Here is a 15316-nt window from a genome sequence, read left to right as displayed (position 1 = left end):
GGATGAATATGCTGAACAAACGTTTTTCTGTGAGCCTGATAATTATCGGCTGGTTATGCCTCAGCGCGAGCGTTTGCGCTCAGGCCCTCTCGTTTATGTCCCCCCAGGAACGGCCACAGCCTGAGGCGAGTAAACCCTGGCCAAAGAACCATTTTCTGGTTCTGGCCTACCATGACGTTGAAGATGATGCAGCCGATCAGCGCTACCTGTCCGTTCGTACCAGCGCCCTAAACGAGCAGATCGGCTGGCTTGTGCATCACGGTTATCACGCCATTAGCGTGCAGGATATTCTGGATGCGCATGAGGGCAAAAAAACGCTGCCGCCCAGAGCCTATTTACTCAGTTTTGATGATGGCTACAGCAGTTTCTACACCCGCGTCTGGCCACTTCTTCAGGCCTGGAACGTCCCTGCGCTGTGGGCACCGGTGGGCAGTTGGGTAGATACGCCAGTGAATCAGCAGGTCAATTTCGGCGGACTGATGACGCCCCGCGAGCGCTTTGCAACCTGGGATATGGTGCGGGAGCTAAGCCAGTCTCCGCTGGTTGAGATTGGCTCGCATACCTGGGCTTCGCATTACGGCATACCGGCTAACCCACAGGGAAGCCGTGAACCCGCCATCGCCAACCGCTTTTATGATAAAGCGACGGGGCGTTATGAAACCGATCGGCAGTTCAACCAGCGGATCGCTGATGACGTGCGCAAAGTTACCGACAAAATTACCCGGGTGACGGGAAAAGCGCCCCGCGCCTGGGTCTGGCCCTATGGCGCCGCGAACGGCACATCGCTCGCCATCGCCAGAAAGCAGGGTTATCAGCTGGCCTTTACCCTTGAGGACGGGCTGGCGGATGTGCGCGATCTCGGCAATATTCCGCGTCTTTTGATTTCCGGAAATCCCTCGCTCAAATCCTTTGCCAGCACGGTCAGCCAGATTCAGGAGGCCGATCCCGTGCGCGTCATGCATGTCGATCTCGATTATGTCTACGATCCCGATCCGGCCCAGCAAACCAACAACATCAACAAACTTGTCCAGCGGGTTTACGACATGAAAATCAGTCATGTTTTCCTGCAGGCGTTTTCCGATCCGCTGGGCGATGGCACGATCAAAGCGCTCTACTTCCCTAACAGCCGGCTTCCGGTGCGCGCCGATCTGTTTAATTTTGTCGCCTGGCAGCTGCAAACCCGTGCAGGCGTAAAAGTCTATGCGTGGATGCCGGTGCTCTCTTTCGATCTCTCACCCGCACTCCCGCGGGTACAGCGCTGGGATCGTCAAACGGGCCAATTGCACGAGGCTACCGACCCCTACATCCGCCTCTCCCCGTGGAACCCCGAGGTTCGTCAGCAGGTCACGGAAATCTATGAAGATCTTGCCCGCTACGCCAGCTTCAATGGGATCTTATTTCACGACGATGCGGTACTGACAGACTTTGAAGATGCCGGCCCGGATGCCCTGCGCGCCTGGAATAACCGCAGCATCGCCGCGATGCAACACGATCCGGCCGCCCTTCACGCCTGGAGTCGCTTTAAAAGTCAGACGCTCATCGGCTTTACCCGCAGCCTTAGCCAGGCGGTGAAAAACATACGCGGCCCGCAGATTAAAACTGCGCGGAATATGTTCGCCCTGCCCATCCTGCAGCCCGAGAGCGAAGCGTGGTTTGCACAAAATCTGGATGATTTTCTGATGACCTACGACTGGACGGTTCCGATGGCTATGCCGCTGATGGAATCCGTTCCGGCCGAGGAAAGCGATGCCTGGCTCACGCGGTTGATCGCCGCCGTTGCCGCACGGCCCGGTGCGCTCAATAAAACCCTTTTCGAGCTACAGGCCCGGGACTGGGAGCAGAAACCTCAACGTGCCGTGCCCGACACGCGTCTGGCGCAGTGGATGCGCGTTCTCCAGCTGAACGGCATCAAAAATTATGGTTACTACCCCGACGATTTCATCAACAACCAACCTGATATTTCACGCATCAGGCCTGAATTCTCTTCGTACTGGTACCCTGACAATGACTGATCGCATTATCGCATTCTCTATTTTATGCCTGGTATTCGGGTTGCCTCTGGGCGTGGCTGCCCTCTTTACCGGAGAACTGATTCTGGATTTTGTCTTCTTCTGGCCACTGTTCATGTCCGTGCTCTGGATAACCGGGGGACTCTATTTCTGGTTTCAGCTTGAACGGCACTGGTCATGGGATAAGCAGACGCCTGCTCCGACGTTAGACGGCGATCCGTTAATTTCAATCCTGATCCCGTGTTTCAACGAGGAAAGAAATGCCCGGGAGACCATTAGCACCGCGCTGGATCAGCGCTACCCCAATATCGAAGTTATCGCGATCAACGATGGTTCTTCTGACAACACCGCAGAGGTGCTGCAGCAGCTGGCGCAGGAACAGCCGCGCCTGCGCGTCATTCACCTCGCAGAAAACCAGGGGAAGGCGGTGGCGCTTAAGGCCGGCGCGGCGGCGGCACGCGGCGATCTGCTGGTCTGTATTGATGGCGACGCCCTGCTCGATCGTGATACCGCAGCCTATCTGGTAGAGCCGCTGATTAAGTATCCCCACGTCGGGGCCGTCACCGGGAATCCGCGTATTCGCACACGATCAACGCTGATTGGCCGTATTCAGGTAGGCGAGTTCTCATCGATTATTGGTCTCATCAAACGGACACAGCGGATCTACGGCAGGGTCTTTACCGTCTCCGGGGTTATTGCGGCCTTTCGCCGGCAGGCGCTGGCAGATGTGGGGTACTGGAGCCCGGATATGATCACCGAAGATATCGACATCAGCTGGAAGCTTCAGCTTCGACACTGGGATATCTTTTTTGAGCCGCGGGCGCTGTGCTGGATCCTGATGCCAGAGACGTTAAAAGGTCTGTGGAAACAGCGTTTACGCTGGGCGCAGGGCGGTGCAGAGGTCTTTCTGGTTAACCTTCGCAAGATCGTGCGCTGGGAACATCATCGCATGTGGCCGCTGTTTTTAGAGTACGCGTTGTCAACGCTGTGGGCATTCGCCTATGCGGTGACCGTGTTGCTGTTCATTGTCAGCCATATCATTACGTTACCCACAAACCTGACCGTCGAGAGTCTGTTTCCTCCTGAATTTACCGGGTTGCTTCTGGGGGTCATGTGTCTGATGCAATTCCTCGTCAGTTTGTATATCGAGCGACGCTATGAAAGAAACGTGGCGAGTTCGCTTTTCTGGGTGATCTGGTTCCCGATGGTGTACTGGATGATTGGTCTGTTCACCACCCTCGTCGCCTTTCCAAAAGTCATGCTTAAACGCCAGCGTGCACGTGCGCGCTGGATCAGTCCGGACCGGGGAAAAGGAAGCATTCAATGAACGAAAATACGCTAATTCTGACTGAACATCGGCTATTGCCCCGTCTTTTTGATGCGGTGCTGACGCTACTGGCATGGGGAGGTTTTCTGTTTTTCCTCTATGCCAATCTGTGGATGCAGGTAACCGAGGAGAGCAACTACCGCTGGGGCATTATTATTGCCTCGTTTAATACGGTGCTGATCTATTTGCTGATCGCCGCGCTTAACGGCTGGTTGCTCATTCTGTGGTATCAGTACAATCGCCGTCGCGCTCAGGTAAGGCGGCGGCGTCCCGATGCCTGGCGTCACGATGAGCTGGCGAGAAGCTTTAACGTTCCCCCACAAATCATTTCAGAGATGAGTCAGTACAATTTGCTGACGGTCTATCATGACCAGATCGGCCGCATCATTGACCTGAAGATAAGTCAGCAGCACGACGAGCATCCCTGAGCCGCCAGAAAACCAAAAACACCCGCAAGGAACACTTGCGGGTGTGTGTTGACAGCCGGAACAGCTTACTTGTCTTTCACCACAATCAACGGTTCGATGTCGCTCTCTTTCTTCACCACCAGCGAATCATCCCCACGCAGACAGGTTCCGCCGTAGTTACCGCCCACGGTAAACGTACAGACCTGGATATGCTTGCCATCCACCTTCGGCAGGCACCACAGCTGCTGGTAGATATTTTTGCGATCGACAAACTTGCCGCTCGATTTATCCAGCACTTCATCCCCGGCGCTAATCAGATCGATATTGCTGCCGCAGCGTCCGGCAATCGGTTTGATGGCGTAACCGGTCTGTTTCAGCAGGTCGTTAACCTCGAAATCGGTATCGAGCAGATAACGGTGATTCGGGAACAGCTGCCAGAGCACCGGGAGGATCGCCTTGTTGCCGGGAATAACCGTCCACAGCGGTTCGAACACCAACACTTCCGGACGCAGCAGGACGTCAATCAGCCGTACGTCACCTGCCGGATGCCCGGTGCGGATCGGCACGGCGGCGTATTCGGTTTCGCTCACCTCGCGGATCTGCTCTATCGCCGTCTCCCACGCCCAGGTTTTCCACACGCAGTTAACGTGACGGCCTTCGTCGTCAATCAGTTGCCCGGCCGCATCCCAGCTGAGAGCGTTAAGCCCATGCAGAATTTTGGTTTCAAACCCGGCCTGCAGCAGAGAGCGCTGAATAAAGAGCGCGTGATAATCCTCTTCGACGTCATTGTCCTGCATGATGTGCACGAACGGACGCGCATGGCTGTGCTTCCACGCGCCGGTAAGTTCTTCCAGCAAACCTTCCGCCGGATTGTGGCCGTTACCTCGGTAACCGTTCTTCACCCACTCTTCGAGGATTAATCCCCCTTCCGTGTGGCAGGAGGCGGAATCGGCGTTGTACTCGTAAACCTTGATGCCACGCTCATCCATGCAGAAATCCATACGACCGGTGATCATATGGTGACGACGCCACTGCCATGAGAGGCGCAGACGCGGCCAGAGGATTTTAGGGATGTCAAAAAGCGCCAGTAAGTTATCGTCTTTCAGCACTTTGTCGGTCGCGTGCAGGTACATCAGGTGCAGTTCATTGGTCGCTTTGATCAGCTCCTGCTCGGCACTTTCGGTAATGGTAAAATACTGGCAGGGATCTTTATTGATAAAGTGGCCGTTTGCGCGGACATACGCCTGCTGCAGGGCGTCGTTTTCGTTGAGCCATTTCCCGTCAAACTGACGTTTATTCTTCAGCCGCGCACCGCTGATTTTGAGCAGTTCACCGTCGAGTTCCGGCTGCGGGATGCTGTGCTCCGTGTCGTCCGTCTGGATCATCCAGCCGAGAATTTCGGTATCGTTAAAGGTGTCATGCAGCGTGTAAGTACCGTTCTCAACGGTCATTCGCAGCTCGCGCGTCCACTGCTGCCCGAGCGGGAGCGGAGAGTGAATAACGTTCTGCTCGGCAATGCGCACCTTATCATCCAACAGTTGCGTGATCACAGCAACGTGGCCGGTCTCATGAAACTCCCCGCCCTTTTGCCAGATAAGCAACGCCCCGGCCTGCGGCGCGCGTTTCGACCCATTGGCAAAGGCCTGAAGCGGCAGGATGTTATCGTTCACGACCTGGCGCAAAAAGCGCAGAGAGAAGATCTCCCACGCCATACCGACGTCGGTGAAAACACATCCATAATTGAGGAACAGAAAACGGCGGGCGAACTCAACACACTGCCACTTGTGGCCCATGTATTCATTGCCAATATAGCTGCGAAAATCCGCGTCTTCCGGATAACGACGCGGATCGAGACTGCCGTAGTTTGAAGAGTAAATCGCCACGCCACCCGGCGCATAACCTAATAACGTCCCGAATGGCGCGTCACTGCTTAACTTTCCTTTACGCATGTATCCAACCTAAGACGGGCAGGCGGCAATGTTGAAAGGGTTGTCGTCGTCTGCACGTTGTAATTAACCTGACAGAGGTGGGATTTATCATACACCCGTTCCGCTGTCTGTGTAGTGTGGCGCGAAGGGGAAATGTATTGCGCTCAGTTCGCTAAACCCTCCCATGAACTCCTGCTACACTCCCTCAACACATCACAAAAAAGGCAGGCCAACATGTCAGACGAAAATACCTATCAGCCACCCAAAGTGTGGGAATGGAAAAAGAACGGCGGCGGCGCGTTCGCCAATATTAACCGTCCGATCTCCGGTGCGACGCATGAGAAAGAGTTACCCGTGGGTTCGCATCCGCTGCAGCTCTATTCTCTGGGCACACCAAACGGGCAGAAAGTGACCATCATGCTGGAAGAGCTTCTGGCGCTTGGCGTGACGGGTGCCGAGTACGATGCATGGTTGATTCGCATTGGTGAAGGCGACCAGTTCTCCAGCGGCTTTGTTGAAGTGAACCCGAACTCGAAAATACCGGCGCTGCGTGACCACTCCACGACACCGCCCACGCGCGTATTTGAATCCGGCAGCATCCTGCTCTATCTGGCAGAGAAGTTCGGCCATTTCCTGCCAAAAGATCCGGCGGGACGTACGGAAACCCTGAACTGGCTGTTCTGGCTGCAGGGCGCGGCCCCGTTCCTCGGCGGCGGTTTCGGCCACTTCTATAACTACGCACCGGTGAAGATTGAGTACGCGATTGACCGCTTCACGATGGAAGCCAAACGCCTGTTCGACGTGCTGGATAAACAGCTGGCGCGTAGCCGCTACGTGGCCGGTGAAGAGTACACCATCGCCGATATGGCGGTCTGGCCGTGGTTCGGCTGCGTGGCGCTGGGTAGCGTGTATAACGCCGCCGAGTTCCTCGACGCTGAGAAGTACACCAACGTTCAGCGCTGGGCGAAAGATGTGGCACACCGCCCTGCCGTGAAGCGCGGGCGTATCGTTAACCGCACCAGCGGCGAGCTCAACGAGCAGCTCCACGAACGCCACGCGGCGAGCGACTTCGAGACCAATACGGAAGACAAACGTCAGGCGTAATTCTCTGCCGGGCGGACCACCGCCCGGCAACAGGGATCCCTGCCAGGGGCATGATTTGCTTAAGGGTTGAGCCGGTATTACTGGCACTATGCGGACGTTTTTCTCAGATCAGATGACGAGAAAAGCGGACTCAACCGACAGCAGTCACAAAGGATTTGTTATGAAATTGATGAAAACAGCGCTGATTATCAGCACCCTGATCTTTTCCACTTCTGGTATGGCGATAGATAAAACCGCCGCCGGTGCAGTGGCCGGTGCGGCAATTGGCGCAGCCACGGGCAAAGATTTGAAATCCACGGTAGGCGGTGCGGTCGTTGGCGCGGGTACCGGTGCGATGTTCAAAAACGGCGACAAAGGTAAAGCTGCGCGTAAAGGCGGTGCGGTGGGTGCCGTGGTGGGTGCAGGTGCTGCGGCGGTAACAGGCAACAGCGTACTGAAAGGGGCCGCCGTCGGTGCCGGCTCTGGCGCACTGATTGGTGAAGCCACCCACTGATAAGCGGCAGGCGGCGCTCCGTTTGGTTCGCCTGCATTTAACCGAAAAAAAGGCCGCACACGGCGGCCTTTTAACAGTGATTAAGCCGAGAGGCGGAATTTCTGCACCGACCGCTGGAGCTCTTCGGTCTGACGTTCAAGCGCGGAGGCCGCTGCCGAGACCTCTTCCACAAGCGAGGCGTTTTGCTGTGTCACGCCATCCATTTGCGTGATAGCAATACCCACCTGCGAAATCCCCTTACTTTGCTCCTCAGAGGCAGACGCGATTTGCTTCATGATGGTCGTCACTTCCGTCACATCACGCAAAATGGCATCCATGGTGGTGCCCGTGTCGCCCACCAGCTTTGCGCCCTGCTCTACGCGGGAAACGGAATCGGTAATCAATCCCTCAATTTCTTTTGCCGCGTTGGCGCTGCGGCTTGCTAGGTTACGCACCTCGCCGGCCACGACGGCAAACCCACGTCCCTGCTCGCCCGCGCGCGCCGCTTCCACGGCAGCGTTGAGCGCCAGGATATTGGTCTGGAAGGCAATGCTGTTGATCACATTGGTGATTTCAGCAATCTTCTTCGAGCTCTCAGAAATACCGCTCATGGTGGTCACCACCTCTTCCACCAGCGAGCCGCCGCGGCTGGCCGTTGTTGACGCCACATCCGCCAGCTGGCTGGCCTGACGCGCGCTTTCCGCGTTCAGCTTCACGGTGGCGGTCAGCTGTTCCATGCTGGCCGCCGTCTCTTCCAGTGCGGCGGCCTGCTCTTCGGTACGGGACGAGAGATCGTTATTACCGCTGGAGATCTCCGTCGCGCCGCGCCAGATATTCTCGCTGCCGGAGCGAATAGAGCTCACCGCTTCTCGCAGGCTATCCTGCATCGCGCTCAGCAGAGGAACCAGTTGACCCACGCAGTTGCGACCGAACGGTTCAATCGGCTGACTGAGATCGCCCTGGGCAATCTGGCGGAACTGCTGGCGAATGCGAGCCAGCGGTTTTACCAGCATCGCCACCAGGTAACGGTCGGTGAAGAGCAGTATTAACAGGCCAATAATCGTGGCGGTGATAATCACCGTGCGGGTCATGCTGGTCAGGCTGTCTACGACGACTCGGGTGCTGTCGAGTGCCCGGGCGGCCGCGTTGTTAAAGTTCTCCGCAGCAGCACCAAACGCACGACTCAGCGGAGGGGTGATGTTATTCGCCTGCTGACGGTAGCCCTCCAGAGAGGACTGCTTCGCCTGCTGCATTTGCGGCGTTACGCCCTGCTCAAGCAAAGCCTGCCAGCTACCGATCACCTGAGCTGAAACTTGCTCATCCATCGGTCCTGGTGAGATTGCCTTCATCTCAGCCAGTTTCTTCCCCATATTGTCCAGCGCCTGCTGGGCAGGGGCCAGATCCGGTGTGCCGCCCGCGGCTTTCACTTCCATCGCGCGACTCAACCGGGTCACAAAGCGAAAATACTGATCGTTACCCTGACTGAGTATGGTCATCTGTTTGACCAGCTGGCGATCCACCTCATTGCCCTCTGATACCCGTGACAGAGACCAGGTGCTGTAAAGCCCCACGCCCGCCCACATTAAACAAAAGATCCCGAGAATCGTCAGCATGACGAAACGGATCGTGAAATTACGCAACATATTCATAAGTCTTCCTTGCCGTGAGGGTGAATTCGCCCAGAGGCGAGTCTTACCCTCGTTATCGGCAGGAATGAGCAAATTCATCACCTTTCACGCATTATTTTTATTAAAATTTTTACTGCTCCTGCGTTCATTCAGAAAAAAGAGACATTTTCGAAGGGGAAAATTACCCTGCTAAGAATGTGTTTTACTTTGTCAGTGGATAAATAAATGTAAAACTGCAGCGCATTAAATTAACGGCCATACCTCCTGAGGAGTACATCATCAACAGGTTGCGTCAATCAATAGCGCTACCCTTTCGCGAAAACCCGCTTAATTTGCAGGGTAACTATTCAGCTCTATTTATCACACAAATATATTAACACCTAATTATCAGATTTCTTGATTTAAATACCCCAATAACTTACCTCCCCATTTTTCAAATTTCATTACATCCTTTACTTATGAGAAATTTCTTAAATTAAATAAATTCCTTTACAAGGATGTCGACGATTTTTTATTAACGGAGTTTCAGATGCGTAAATTTATGAACCGCACATTGCTTTCGCAGTGTGTCTTAATGGCTTTAACCTCTTTCGGTACCCAGGCAGCAATGACGGCAGCGACACCGTGTGAGGATGGCGTGACGACGCAAACCTGTGGATTAACGAAATATACCGATGACAGCTTTTATCAAAGTCCCGGTGTGACAAATGCGGTTATGGCCGACGCCACGGCGAATAATATTTTCATGGATGGTCATCGAGGGGATGGCGACACGCAGTCATTAACGGTATCCGGAACGGATATGTCAGGCCACTATATCCAGGGAAGCAACGGCGGTACCGCGAATATCACCCTGAATAACGGCGCTACGGCCGATATGATTGAAGTCGGTAGCGGAGGTGCGACCACCAATACCACCGTGACGGTTGATGGCGCGACGCTGAACGGTGAAAACAGCACAGGCAATTACCAGCGTAATAAAACCTATATGATGGGCTCAGCGATTTATCTCGATCCCCTGGATAAAGGCTACCACACCGTCAATATTGAGAACGGGAGCGCGCTGCACGGCAGCATTGTAAGCGCCGGCGCTGGCGAACAGGATATTACCCTCAGCAACAGTACAATGGATAAGGGCGGTATTTATGCAGGGAGCGATCAATCAAATACCCGCATTACGCTGACCGGAGCCACCGTCGATGCCTCGCAGAGTGAAATCGCGCAGAACATGGGCGACCTGGCCGAAAAACTCAGCGAGTATAAGCCGTTCAGTGACATCAACCTGGATGGCGTGGGCGATCTTGCCATCGCCATGTACGGCACCCAGGCCGATTCCCTGGCCCTGAATAACAGTACCGTCACTGGCGATATTGGCGTTATTAATGAAAAGGGGTCGACATCACTTACGTTTACTAATAAGAGCGTCGTGAATGGCAATATTACCCTGAACGGCAGTTCAGCGAATTCTGTTCTGGTGGATAACAGCACCATTAATGGTGCTGTAAATACCGGTCAAAACAGCGGCAATACCACCATCACGCTGCAAAACAATGCCACCGTAAATGGTGATATTACAACCGGTGCGGGCGATGATACGGTCGTGCTGACCAATAATTCTCATGTTAACGGCAATGTTGATGGCGGTGACGGTAGCGACACGCTGTCAATGGATGCCGGCAGTTCTGTTTCTGGTGAAATTAGTCAGTTCGAGACGGTGAACACGACCAGCAATAACAGCATCGCCATTGATAAAATTAACGATGCCACCAGCTGGAGTTTGCAAAATGGCTCAACGCTTGTCGCTACTACCACCGGCAGTAATGCGATGGTAAATATGAGCACCGACAGCTTTGTTGATTTCGGCAATATCACCGGGGTTAATAACGCCGTTGTCGTCAACAGCATTACTCCCTCGGCACAAAATCAGCAGAACGTGATTCTGGGTACGTTCACCACTTCAGGCACCAGCACCCCGCAAAATTATGCGGCGGCCACCTTCACAAATGGCCAACAGAATGTTGAAAACCGTAGCGGCGCTTATAACTATAACAACAGTCTGAATATTGTGGCCGTAGATACCGCGCCGCAGACACGCCTTACCGCCGATAATACGCAGTCGTGGAATATCGAATTTAACAGCCAGAAGGGCAGCCTCGCGAGCGACGTTCAGGGCCTTGTTGCCGGTCTGGACGCTGCCGAGCAGGCCGGACATCAGGTGGCTGATGATATCAGCAACCATATGAATCAGGTGCATCTGGCTAACCTGCTCGGCAAGCAGGAGGAAGGTGCGCAGGTCTGGGGTGATTTCCTCTATCAGAATGGCAACTTCAGCAATGATGTTGACTATAAGAGCATCACCCAGGGCGCTCAGGGTGGCGTGGACTGGACGGCGCATCTGGACAACGGTGATAGCGTCACTGGCGGTATTGCACTGGCATGGACACGCAGCCGCGTGCAGGATACCCATGACGGCGCTGATAGCTTTAATGACAGCGTCTACGGAAATTACTACAGCCTGTACGGTGGCTGGCAGCAGGCGCTTAACGGCAGAACATGGGGTATGTTTGCCGACGGTCGCTTCAGCTATGGCGATATGCGGTACACCCTGTCTGCGAATAACGTGACGGGGAATACCAGCGGCATGACCGAAGCACTGCACGGTTCGACGGATGGCACCCTGTATATGGCGCAGGCGCGTACCGGTGTGAACGTGTTGCTGCCAGGTGAAACCCTGCTGCAACCTTACGCCACCTTAGGCTGGGATCAAACCAAAGCAAACGGCTTCTCCGACAGTGAAGTGACCTTCGCCGACAGTCAGGTCTCTTCCTGGAACAGTGGGGTCGGGTTGAGACTCACCACAACGCTTCGCGATCTGAACAAGAACGTGCAGATGATGCCGTGGATCGACGCACGCTTCCAGAAAGAGTTCAGCGACGATACTGATATTCAGGCGGCGGATTACCACACCACCTCCGGCCATAACAACACGATGGGGATCTTCGGAGCAGGCATCAATGCAACCATCGCGCATAACTTCACGCTCAATACTGGGGTGTATGTCGGCACCGGTGACGTGGACAACGATGCCAGCGTGCAGGCGGGGATGAGCTACAGCTTCTGACGAGTGAACGCCCGGTCAGTCTGATGCTGCCGGGCTTTAATCATTCAGGGTGGTCAGGCATGTCATCGCTTATCAACAGGATTTGTGATTTGATAAGCACAGAATGAAAACGTTGTTTCGAAAATTCATCGACAAGAAAGGAGACATCATGTCCTGGCACCCTTACCCCGCCCGCTACGAAAATATGCAGTACCGCTACTGCGGAAAAAGCGGCCTGCGCCTGCCGGCGCTGTCGCTTGGTCTGTGGCATAGTTTCGGCCACGTACAGCCTCTCGACTCTCAGCGGGCGCTGTTGCATAAAGCCTTCGACCTCGGCATTACCCATTTCGATCTTGCCAACAACTACGGCCCGCCGGCGGGAAGCGCGGAAGAAAACATGGGTCGTCTGCTGCGGGAAGATTTTGCCGCGTATCGTGATGAACTGATCATCTCAACCAAAGCAGGCTATGACATGTGGCCGGGGCCGTATGGGTCGGGCGGGTCGCGCAAATACCTGCTCGCCAGTCTCGATCAGAGCCTCAAGCGCATGGGGCTGGAGTATGTAGATATTTTCTATTCTCATCGCGTGGATGAAAATACGCCGATGGAAGAGACCGCCGCTGCGCTGGCCCAGGCCGTGCAGAGCGGTAAAGCGCTGTATGTCGGTATCTCCTCCTATTCCACGGAGCGCACCCAGAAAATGGCGGACCTGTTGCGTGAGTGGAAGATCCCGCTGCTTATCCACCAGCCATCTTACAACCTGCTCAACCGCTGGGTCGATCACACCGGCCTGCTGGATACGCTTGAGAAAAACGGGGCGGGTTGCATTGCGTTTACGCCGCTGGCGCAGGGTCTGCTGACCGGAAAATACCTGAACGGTATTCCTGAAGATTCTCGTATGCAGCGTGAAGGCAAGAAGGTGCGCGGTCTGACGGAAAACATGCTGACTGAAGCCAACCTGAACAGCCTGCGTTTACTGAATGAGATGGCACAGGCCCGTGGTCAGACGATGGCGCAAATGGCGCTGAGCTGGCTGCTGAAGGATGAACGCGTGACGTCAGTGCTGATTGGTGCGAGCCGTCCGGAGCAGATCGAAGAGAACGTGCAGGCCCTGAATAACCTGCACTTTAGCGACGATGAGCTGAAAAGGATTGACCAGCATGTTGCGGATGGGGAATTGAATTTGTGGCAGGCATCGTCGGATAAATAGCGCGGTCTGTCGCGCTCACGCTCCCCCTCTCCCTTGGGAAGAGGGGGGAAAATTACTTCTTACTGATCTTATCCAGATACCCCATCACGAACGCAGACAGCACAAACGTCAGATGGATAATCACATACCACATCAGTTTGTTGTCCGGGACATTCTTGGCGTCCATGAATACGCGTAACAGGTGGATAGATGAGATCGCCACAATCGACGCGGCCACTTTATTCTTCAGCGACGAGGCATCCATTTTGCCCAGCCAGTTGAGCTTCTCTTTGCGCTCGTCGATATCGAGCTGAGAGACAAAGTTCTCATAGCCGGAGAACATCACCATCACCAGTAATCCGCCCACCAGCGTCATATCCACCAGCGAGAGCAGAACCAGAATCAAATCTGCTTCGGCAATGGAAAAGATGTTCGGCAGAACATGCAAGATTTCCTGGAAAAACTTAATCGTCAGCGCAATCAGCGCCAGCGAAAGGCCAAAATAGACGGGTGCCAGTATCCAGCGAGAGGCGTACATCGCGTTTTCAAAGAAGCGTTCCATAAAGTCCTGTCTGCAAACGAAACCAGCGCCCAGTATATCTCAACGGCGCTGACTGTTTGCAACAACTCACTCGTTGTACGTTCAGACATTGTCAGGATTAACGTCCGGGCGCGCATACTCCGGCCAGACCAGCACCACCAGTTCCGGATACGCCTCCAGGCTGAACTCACGAAAACACTGGCGCAGGTTTAATACGTCCAGATCGGAACAGGAGACCTTCTCACCGTTAAGGCAACGCTTTTTGATATTGTCATAATATTTATACACCGCGGAATTCAGGTCGCTGCAGCGGCGCTGCGCTTCAAACAACCCAGGCGTGTCATTAATTTCCGACATTTTCATTCGCTTAATTGTCGCGTGCAAAAAGTCGATATATTCATGGTTCACCCGCCAGTACCAAACCGGTGTAACCGAGTTCATCAATACGGAGAAATGGTCTTCACCTTCCTCTTTTGTCATCAGTTCAGGTAGCGGAGGTTCACTGGCGTCTTTCGACACTTGCGTTTTATTGAACTCCTGCATCAATAAAAGAACACCAGCGGTCAGTAATAGTAATGTGATGACCGTAAAAAAAATGCTGTTCATGGGTAGGCTCCATTTTTTTTGATTTTAAAATTGCCTCATGATATTGTCAACGAATCTCACGCCTTTACCAACCCCACCCTGTTGTAATTAAAGGAAATTAAAATGCTGCCCGACTACCTCGTCCCGGCTAAGTACCACATTGCGCCTGTGGAACAGCAAACGACGGAAGCAGAAAAAGAGGCTAATTTCACTCAGGGGAAAAGAAAGCTCTCTGATTACGAGTCTGACATATTAATAGGCGTTTCTCGCACCGGTAAATCCCGTAATATGTTACTGGAAGAGCACGACCGTCATATAAAGGACCGGTTATTTCGCGCCGTTAAAATAGAAGCCTTTGTCCACCTGCTGAATGACCTGCAGGCCGAAGGTGAAATAGATGCCCAGAAACTAAGTCAAATAATCGCGGAAAAAACCAAAGAAATAAACGAAGCCGGCAATGAAATTTGGCTTAATCTAATTACGCGTGAAACCAACAACCCTATTTTTTATAACCTGGGGGAAGAGTAACGTGAAAGAAATTAAAGATAACGACGTTTATTTGGCTTTAGATAACAAAAAAAGTGATGAATTTATCTTAAAGCAAAATCTCGATGCACTGCGAAACACAAAAAATGCCGAGATGACGCGAATAACTCAGGACCTGGTATCGATCCCGGCGACGCTGGTACGCCTAAAATGGCATAATCGCCGCGAGATTTATCCTCTGCAGGTGAAGGAAGAGATATACGGCGCGGTGATGAATACCCTCATCGAACAGCGGCCTGAGCTGAAAGAGAAGCTTCTCGGGCGTCTGGAGGCCAATTATCAGTATCTGCTCGCCAGAGAAGTGGCCACCCTGCGTCTGACGCGCAAACTGTCTGACGGCGAGTACCGCACGTCAAACGTCACCTGCGTTGCGCTTGATGAAGACGCGCTGGCGTCCCACGCGCCTGCACCTGCGTCCACTGAGACAAAAAACTGATCGCCCGACACGCATAAAAAAAGCCGGCTTTCGCCAGCTTCTTT

At 53.9% G+C, this 15316-nt stretch carries 13 protein-coding genes; 9 read left to right on the top strand and 4 right to left on the bottom strand.

The genetic code is table 11. The annotated features are described in order from the left end of the window. Positions 1-2 precede the first annotated feature (2 nt). From pgaB to pgaD, 3 genes are read left to right on the top strand one after another with little or no spacing between them, the layout of a single operon-like run. On the top strand, positions 3-2012 hold the full coding sequence (pgaB, locus tag AC2FAP_RS11760; protein ID WP_479435839.1) for a poly-beta-1,6-N-acetyl-D-glucosamine N-deacetylase PgaB: 2010 nt from the start codon (positions 3-5) through the stop codon (positions 2010-2012). Beyond that, positions 2005-3336, top strand: coding sequence for a poly-beta-1,6-N-acetyl-D-glucosamine synthase (pgaC, locus tag AC2FAP_RS11755; RefSeq protein WP_449541322.1), 1332 nt, complete (start codon positions 2005-2007; stop codon positions 3334-3336). The genes pgaB and pgaC overlap by 8 nt, the downstream gene beginning before the upstream one ends. Continuing rightward, positions 3333-3764 carry a poly-beta-1,6-N-acetyl-D-glucosamine biosynthesis protein PgaD gene (gene pgaD, locus AC2FAP_RS11750; RefSeq protein WP_014171599.1) on the top strand — a complete coding sequence of 144 codons (432 nt, stop codon included), beginning with the start codon at positions 3333-3335 and terminating at the stop codon, positions 3762-3764. Before pgaC ends, pgaD begins: the two co-directional genes overlap by 4 nt. Before the next feature lie 65 nt (positions 3765-3829). Here pgaD and gss read toward each other — a convergent pair whose 3' ends face one another. Then, positions 3830-5692 (bottom strand): bifunctional glutathionylspermidine amidase/synthase, encoded by a 1863-nt coding sequence (gene gss, locus AC2FAP_RS11745; RefSeq protein WP_014171600.1) that lies wholly within the window; start codon positions 5690-5692, stop codon positions 3830-3832. A gap of 213 nt (positions 5693-5905) precedes the next feature. Between gss and yghU the strand changes: the two genes are divergently transcribed. Both yghU and AC2FAP_RS11735 read left to right on the top strand, forming a co-directional pair. Continuing rightward, a complete protein-coding gene (gene yghU / locus AC2FAP_RS11740; RefSeq protein WP_020883668.1) occupies positions 5906-6775 on the top strand; it encodes a glutathione-dependent disulfide-bond oxidoreductase in 870 nt (289 codons plus the stop codon). Positions 6776-6935: 160 nt separating this feature from the next. Continuing rightward, positions 6936-7268: a glycine zipper domain-containing protein gene (locus AC2FAP_RS11735; RefSeq protein ID WP_020883667.1), complete on the top strand. Its 333-nt coding sequence runs from the start codon at positions 6936-6938 to the stop codon at positions 7266-7268. An 80-nt stretch (positions 7269-7348) separates the two neighbouring features. Here the strand turns inward: AC2FAP_RS11735 and AC2FAP_RS11730 are convergent, their stop codons facing one another. Beyond that, a complete protein-coding gene (locus AC2FAP_RS11730) occupies positions 7349-8896 on the bottom strand; it encodes a methyl-accepting chemotaxis protein (RefSeq protein ID WP_032678967.1) in 1548 nt (515 codons plus the stop codon). A gap of 508 nt (positions 8897-9404) precedes the next feature. On the opposite strand from AC2FAP_RS11730, the gene AC2FAP_RS11725 reads away from it, so the two are divergent. Then, positions 9405-11996 (top strand): autotransporter family protein, encoded by a 2592-nt coding sequence (locus tag AC2FAP_RS11725; RefSeq protein ID WP_479440113.1) that lies wholly within the window; start codon positions 9405-9407, stop codon positions 11994-11996. Between the two features lie 148 nt (positions 11997-12144). Further along, positions 12145-13185 (top strand): aldo/keto reductase, encoded by a 1041-nt coding sequence (locus AC2FAP_RS11720; protein WP_025203160.1) that lies wholly within the window; start codon positions 12145-12147, stop codon positions 13183-13185. 52 nt (positions 13186-13237) lie between these two features. Here AC2FAP_RS11720 and AC2FAP_RS11715 read toward each other — a convergent pair whose 3' ends face one another. Then, positions 13238-13726 (bottom strand): TIGR00645 family protein, encoded by a 489-nt coding sequence (locus AC2FAP_RS11715; protein WP_014171606.1) that lies wholly within the window; start codon positions 13724-13726, stop codon positions 13238-13240. Positions 13727-13807: 81 nt separating this feature from the next. Continuing rightward, complete coding sequence (locus AC2FAP_RS11710) at positions 13808-14311, bottom strand: ESA_00282 family adhesion-associated protein (RefSeq protein WP_020883663.1); 504 nt, start codon at positions 14309-14311, stop codon at positions 13808-13810. 102 nt (positions 14312-14413) lie between these two features. Here AC2FAP_RS11710 and AC2FAP_RS11705 point away from each other — a divergent pair, with 102 nt between their 5' ends. Together AC2FAP_RS11705 and AC2FAP_RS11700 are read left to right on the top strand one after the other, a co-directional pair. Continuing rightward, positions 14414-14818, top strand: a complete 405-nt coding sequence (locus AC2FAP_RS11705) for a hypothetical protein (protein ID WP_020883662.1) — start codon at positions 14414-14416, stop codon at positions 14816-14818. 1 nt (position 14819) lies between these two features. Continuing rightward, on the top strand, positions 14820-15272 hold the full coding sequence (locus tag AC2FAP_RS11700; RefSeq protein WP_020883661.1) for a hypothetical protein: 453 nt from the start codon (positions 14820-14822) through the stop codon (positions 15270-15272). Positions 15273-15316 lie beyond the last annotated feature (44 nt).

It is taken from the genome of Enterobacter cloacae complex sp. 394I7, from assembly GCF_057320345.1.
This window is presented reverse-complemented; position numbering and strand designations above follow the sequence as displayed.

Excerpts from the sequence above, each read along its gene's own strand:
- pgaB (WP_479435839.1), top strand. The coding sequence starts at position 3 with ATGAATATGCTGAACAAACGTTTTTCTGTGAGCCTGATAATTATCGGC.
- pgaC (WP_449541322.1), top strand. The coding sequence starts at position 2,005 with ATGACTGATCGCATTATCGCATTCTCTATTTTATGCCTGGTATTCGGG.
- pgaD (WP_014171599.1), top strand. The coding sequence starts at position 3,333 with ATGAACGAAAATACGCTAATTCTGACTGAACATCGGCTATTGCCCCGT.
- gss (WP_014171600.1), bottom strand. The coding sequence starts at position 5,692 with ATGCGTAAAGGAAAGTTAAGCAGTGACGCGCCATTCGGGACGTTATTA.
- yghU (WP_020883668.1), top strand. The coding sequence starts at position 5,906 with ATGTCAGACGAAAATACCTATCAGCCACCCAAAGTGTGGGAATGGAAA.
- AC2FAP_RS11735 (WP_020883667.1), top strand. The coding sequence starts at position 6,936 with ATGAAATTGATGAAAACAGCGCTGATTATCAGCACCCTGATCTTTTCC.
- AC2FAP_RS11730 (WP_032678967.1), bottom strand. The coding sequence starts at position 8,896 with ATGAATATGTTGCGTAATTTCACGATCCGTTTCGTCATGCTGACGATT.
- AC2FAP_RS11725 (WP_479440113.1), top strand. The coding sequence starts at position 9,405 with ATGCGTAAATTTATGAACCGCACATTGCTTTCGCAGTGTGTCTTAATG.
- AC2FAP_RS11720 (WP_025203160.1), top strand. The coding sequence starts at position 12,145 with ATGTCCTGGCACCCTTACCCCGCCCGCTACGAAAATATGCAGTACCGC.
- AC2FAP_RS11715 (WP_014171606.1), bottom strand. The coding sequence starts at position 13,726 with ATGGAACGCTTCTTTGAAAACGCGATGTACGCCTCTCGCTGGATACTG.
- AC2FAP_RS11710 (WP_020883663.1), bottom strand. The coding sequence starts at position 14,311 with ATGAACAGCATTTTTTTTACGGTCATCACATTACTATTACTGACCGCT.
- AC2FAP_RS11705 (WP_020883662.1), top strand. The coding sequence starts at position 14,414 with ATGCTGCCCGACTACCTCGTCCCGGCTAAGTACCACATTGCGCCTGTG.